This is a genomic window from Streptococcus sp. KR, from assembly GCF_002238115.1.
Lineage (GTDB): Bacteria > Bacillota > Bacilli > Lactobacillales > Streptococcaceae > Streptococcus.
Genome location: NZ_NGVM01000148.1, coordinates 1 through 448 on the forward strand (window position 1 = coordinate 1; position 448 = coordinate 448).

Annotated in this window: 2 protein-coding genes; both read right to left on the reverse strand. The window is 35.3% G+C overall.

Features of this window, described 5'->3' with window-relative positions; genetic code table 11:
• On the reverse strand, nucleotides 1-146 hold a 146-nt coding region (locus CBI42_RS11335; protein WP_256963818.1), incomplete at its 3' end, for a DUF5945 family protein.
• Complete coding sequence (locus CBI42_RS11340) at nucleotides 143-376, reverse strand: DUF5965 family protein (RefSeq protein WP_094753985.1); 234 nt, start codon at nucleotides 374-376, stop codon at nucleotides 143-145. The genes CBI42_RS11335 and CBI42_RS11340, both read right to left, overlap by 4 nt.
• Nucleotides 377-448 lie beyond the last annotated feature (72 nt).

Here is a 448-nt window from a genome sequence, read left to right on the forward strand (position 1 = left end):
GCTTGTTTTCGCTTTTGAAAAGCTGCTTCATAATTTACATCATTACCTCCTTGATGATTTCCAAATAAGGCCGCAATTTTATCTGGATCTTCTTGATTTTCTGATTTACTTTCTAATGGTTGATTAAAATTCCAATCTTTTGTCATTCACTCATTTCATCCTTTCTAAATTCAGAATCATCGAATTGTCTTTCTTTACCAAAGGCATGGTCAAGAGCTTCTTCAAAACTCATGTGACTAGTGCTTTGACGCCTTTTGAACGTCGCAAACATCGCTGTCTCCAGTTGCTCTTTGTAAGCAGCTAGTTTTTCTGTCTCTCTTGCTACCTTACTTTCTTGCCTAGTGACCTTTTCTTCTAAGCGTTCAATAATGGTCATATACTATCCTCCTTCATTCTAATATTAGCTAAAACATCTTGATTTTGTTATCACAATTCTAAACATTGAGAG

Excerpts from the sequence above, each read along its gene's own strand:
- CBI42_RS11340 (WP_094753985.1), bottom strand. The coding sequence starts at position 376 with ATGACCATTATTGAACGCTTAGAAGAAAAGGTCACTAGGCAAGAAAGT.